At 65.2% G+C, this 4298-nt stretch carries 5 protein-coding genes and 1 pseudogene; 2 read left to right on the plus strand and 4 right to left on the minus strand.

The genetic code is table 11. The features are described from left to right. Window positions 1–38 precede the first annotated feature (38 nt). Window positions 39–296: a helix-turn-helix transcriptional regulator gene (locus tag A5780_RS12980; RefSeq protein WP_082976450.1), complete on the plus strand. Its 258-nt coding sequence runs from the start codon at window positions 39–41 to the stop codon at window positions 294–296. A 461-nt stretch (window positions 297–757) separates the two neighbouring features. Further along, a complete protein-coding gene (locus A5780_RS39090) occupies window positions 758–2014 on the plus strand; it encodes a hypothetical protein (RefSeq protein ID WP_128145643.1) in 1257 nt (418 codons plus the stop codon). A 192-nt stretch (window positions 2015–2206) separates the two neighbouring features. Here A5780_RS39090 and A5780_RS39095 read toward each other — a convergent pair whose 3' ends face one another. The 4 genes and pseudogenes from A5780_RS39095 to A5780_RS40905 form a co-directional block, all read right to left on the minus strand. Further along, a complete protein-coding gene (locus A5780_RS39095; protein ID WP_227995632.1) occupies window positions 2207–2677 on the minus strand; it encodes a DUF6283 family protein in 471 nt (156 codons plus the stop codon). A gap of 78 nt (window positions 2678–2755) precedes the next feature. Further along, window positions 2756–3559 carry a hypothetical protein gene (locus A5780_RS12995; RefSeq protein ID WP_231982932.1) on the minus strand — a complete coding sequence of 268 codons (804 nt, stop codon included), beginning with the start codon at window positions 3557–3559 and terminating at the stop codon, window positions 2756–2758. Between the two features lie 47 nt (window positions 3560–3606). Continuing rightward, the gene (locus A5780_RS13000; RefSeq protein ID WP_064908559.1) at window positions 3607–3855 is read right to left on the minus strand and encodes a hypothetical protein; all 249 of its coding nucleotides are present in this window, start codon (window positions 3853–3855) and stop codon (window positions 3607–3609) included. A gap of 82 nt (window positions 3856–3937) precedes the next feature. Continuing rightward, window positions 3938–4298, minus strand: a pseudogene (locus tag A5780_RS40905) (hypothetical protein); the annotation flags it as partial.

Below are 4298 nucleotides of genomic sequence, written 5' to 3' on the forward strand. Positions count from 1 at the left end.
TGAAGGCTGCGGAGAACGGGATCTGGAAGTCGACGGAGATGCGTCGCCGGCTGGCGGAGGCGGGGTTGGAGATCAGCGCCGGCAAGATGTCGGCGTTGTGGATCGGCAACCCGACCAGCATCAGGCTCGATGATCTCGATGTCTTCTGCTCGGTGTTGAATTGCTCGCCCGCGGATTTGCTGATCTGCGAGCCCGATGTCGTTGCGGCGCGCATGCCGAGCAAACCCGAACAGGTGCGGGCCTCGTCCGGCAGGTCGCCTCGGCTGGGCCGCAACCGCACCCTTCCGCCGGCATGAGAACGCCGCAACCGCGCACGTGCCCGGGATGTGGCCTGCGTCCGGTTGCGCATGCGAAGGCCAAGTACTGCTATGGCTGCCGAACGCGAGGAACCCGGATCCCGCCGCCGTGCCGCAGGTGTGGTTCCACGTCGCTGTACTACTCGGGGGGACTGTGTCAGCGCTGCCACAAATACGCGCCGGATTTCGGCGACTCGTGCCCATACTGCTGTGCGTGGGGATTGTTCAAAACCGGTAGCGGAGTGTGTAACGCGTGCCGTGACTGGCGGCGGCGCCATCCCGGTGAGCGTCTGTGCCCGGGTTGCGGGAAGGTCCAGTCGCTCAACGGCTCCGGCTTGTGCCGACTGTGTTGGCGCCGAGCACGTGCCAACTCGTGGGCCGCCGACGGTCTGGTTAACCCGGAAGCGCTGGCTGTCGGGCACCAGCTGTTCATTAGCGACCTGGAACACAAGCTCGCCCTTGTGACACCACCTGCTCTGCGCCGATGGAAAACGAGGCCGATTCGGACACGATCACGAGCCCGCCCACGACCGCGCGCATTCCGACTCGCCGACCATCGCCAACTGACGCTGTTCGACGCGGTCCGCGACAGCAGTCGCCTGGACAAGGCACCGGAACCCCCGTTTCCCGATCTTGCCGCCGCGTTGGAAGCCGTTGTGGTCGAACACGCTGAGACCTATGGCTGGACAGGTGATCTCACCTCTGCGGTTCGACGCGCGGTGCGGGTGTTGTTGGCGATTCAGGACACTCCGGGCGCACCGATCAAGGCCAGCGAGGTCGCATTGCTGCGAAAGACATCGCTGCCGGCCGGGCCGACCATGGATGTGTTGCGGACCGCCGCCATCCTCGAAGACGACGATGTCCCTGCGATCGTCACCTGGTTCGAATCGCGAGTCGCGGCGCTGCCCGACGAGATGGCGTCGGAGTTACGGGTGTGGTTCGCAGTGATGCGTGAGGGGAGCTCGCAACCACCCCGGCGCCGTCCGCGGGCCGACCGCACGATTCGCAACCATCTCACCTCAGCTCTGCCAGTACTACGGGGGTGGGCTGGCGACCACGCCTCGCTACGGGAGATCGACCGCGGCGCCATCCACACGGTGCTGGCTGCCAGTGGCCGTCGCCGCGTCGACACCCTGCAGGGGCTGCGATCGATCTTCCGAATTCTCAAGGCGCGCAAACAGATATTCACCGACCCCACCAGCCGTATCTTCTGCGGCATGGCACGGAACACGATCCCGATGACGATCGCGCCAGCTCAGCTGCGTGAATCGATCGAGTCGCCCGAGCCGACCAGAGCAGCACTGGCAGCGCTGCTCGTTTTTCACGGCGTACGCCCACGGCAACTGCGCCACATCCTATTGACCGACGTCCGTGACAGCCGCCTGTATGTGGACGGGCGAACTATCCCCATGGCCGATCACGTCAGCGCCGGTATCGCCGCGTATCTGCATCACCGTGGCCAGCGATGGCCTAAGACCGCGAACCCCCATTTGTTCGTCAACCAAGTCACCGCGAACCGCACAGGCGCGGTGACCTACAACTGGATCAACTCATGCCTGGGCTGCCGTGCGCAGGATCTCCGTGCAGACAGGATCCTTGACGAAGTCCGCGCGACTGACGGTGATGTCCGCAGAATCTGCGACCTGTTCGGACTGAGTGTCGGTGCGGCGCAACGTTATATCGACGCCGGACGGGTACAACAGTCTGGCGCCGATTAGGAACCAGATCCGCAGATCCGACCGGACGGCGACATGAGGGCGTCAGCGGCGGCCGTAGGTCGGGCCCGTGCCGGATGATCGGCGAGTCGCCAGCGGAAAGTCGGTGAGATGACAGATGTCGGCGCGAAGGTCACTGACTGTCTAGACGAAGCGCCTGAGATCAGAACGTGCGGTTCCCGACGTTGGGCCACCTCAACGGAGGTCGGACCGGTGCCGACAGATCTTGGCGATCGCGCGCACCGCATCCGGGCTCGGCCGGTGAATACCGGCTTGCCCATGATCGGCCGCTTCGTCGCCGGAGCTGAACAGCGGAACCGGTGATCGATAGTCGATCGCCGCTTGAAATGTGGTACCGCTGATACGGCCCTGCACCAGGGCAAACCGCAAGCCCAGTAAGTTGTCGCCGTGGCAGCCGACCCATCCGGCACATAGCCGCCGCAGGTCGCTGTCGGCGTCGGTCTGATGACACTGGAATAATCCGGGTGGCTGCTCGGCCATGTCGCGGTCGTAGGCACGCAACTTCTCGTACTCCTGCGCGTCCCACACTCCGCCCGGCACATCGCGCCGATAGGGGCACGATTGGCACGGCCGCGGCGCCGGCGCCTGCAACTCGTCATTGGCTGTTGCGTCGGCGGCGACGCGAGCCTCGGAGACCTCGGACACGGCTACCACCATGCACCCTTCTCACACCACGATCAACCTCGACTCCGACGACGGCCGCTGATCAGGTCTTCTGTTCCGTTACGCAATGGTCGCATACCTGATCGGTGGGGCGGAGGCGTCGGTGAACGGTGCGAAGTAGTTGTTCTCCGGCCAGCCATCCACATCCGCGATCTGGCCGTTGCGACCCCATGTGTCACCGCCGTTATCGCTGATCAGGTCGATGTCCCCGGGTATGTCCCGATACGAGGCGAACTTTCGCGACTGCGCATCCTTCATAGTTCCCATCATGGCCGTCCCCATGCCGGAGTGCACGCAACCCGTGCTGTCTACGGTGCAGCCAGCTCCCGAACCCACAGATCGATTAGCTTGAAACAACCCACCGGTCCTTCGGTTCCGGTGAGCGCGCCCTTCGGAATTCGCGAACCGACGGAAGACCAGCATGGGGCATGTCCGTTTCGAGTAGAGGCCGCACTCGGGGTGCAGAGCGGGTTCTGGGCCGATGCCGCGCAGGTAGTCCTGCGGCCTGATGTAGACCACGACCCAGGGACCGTCGAGACGCTGTCCGCACACTTGACACAGGCTGTGCAGCCAGATCTGTTGCAGCCGCGCCGGGTTCACCGCGCCCCACACCGGTTTGCCGGGGTCGCGGTGGGTCATCGTGATGTAGGGCACGACCATGCCCGCCGAGACCGGCGCCTCGGCCAGACGCTGCGGAACTGGAACCAGGCCGGCGGGGGCGCCGGGAGAGTCGGGCATCGGGTACCTCCATTCGGATCGAAAAAAGGGGGGAGGAGCAAATGAGGAGCGGCGGGCGTGTTGCGGTGAGTCGGGCCGGCTGGCCGAGAGCATCGTCGTTGCCTTGCGGTCCCTGTCCGTGGCCACGACAGCTACTGAGGCAGCGCCCGGGATAGGCAGCACATCAACGCCTTTCAGCTCGCCGAGCCTGGAGAAGTGAACGCACGCAGTGCGCGAGAGGCGGCGCGCACGAGCTTTTCCCGACGCTGGTAGTCGGCGACGGCGTGGTTGAGCAGATCCAGGGGCTCACCGCCGACGACCGTGGCCATTGCGTGCGCGACACCGAGCGCATGCCGCGCCGAGGCGATGTACGGTTCGAGCGCGTCGAGCAACACAGTGACGGTGTCGTCGCGACTCAACGGTTGTGCGGTGGACGCGCACACGGGCACAGCTCCTCTCATGACCGATGCGGGCGCGCCTGCGGAGTGGTGGCGGGCGCGCGAGGTGATCGGGGGCCGGGCAGGTTCAGTGGGTTGGCAGGCCGAACAGGTCGGCGTAGCGGTCCGTGCCGTCGAATTGCGGACACGCGCAGCGGGGGAAGGGGTGGGCGCAGTCGGCGCAGTAGCCGCAGTATCCACAGTGGGGGCCGAAGGGATCGCCTTCGAATTCGCCGCAGTGTTCGCAGAAGCCGATGTAGTCGGTGTCGGCGCTGGCCCATTCGCGCATCAGGTAGCTGTCGTTGGAGTACCAGGTGCCACCGACCCAGTGCCCGTGGTGTTCGTTGAAGATGTAGGCGGGGTGTTTGTAGTCGGGATCGGTGGTCAAGATGACGACCTTGTTGGAGGCGAGCCAGTGTTCGAACCGCTCGCGCCCGGCCCAGCTGTCC

Source organism: Nocardia sp. 852002-20019_SCH5090214 (assembly GCF_001665865.1).
Classification (GTDB): Bacteria; Actinomycetota; Actinomycetes; order Mycobacteriales; family Mycobacteriaceae; genus Nocardia; species Nocardia nova.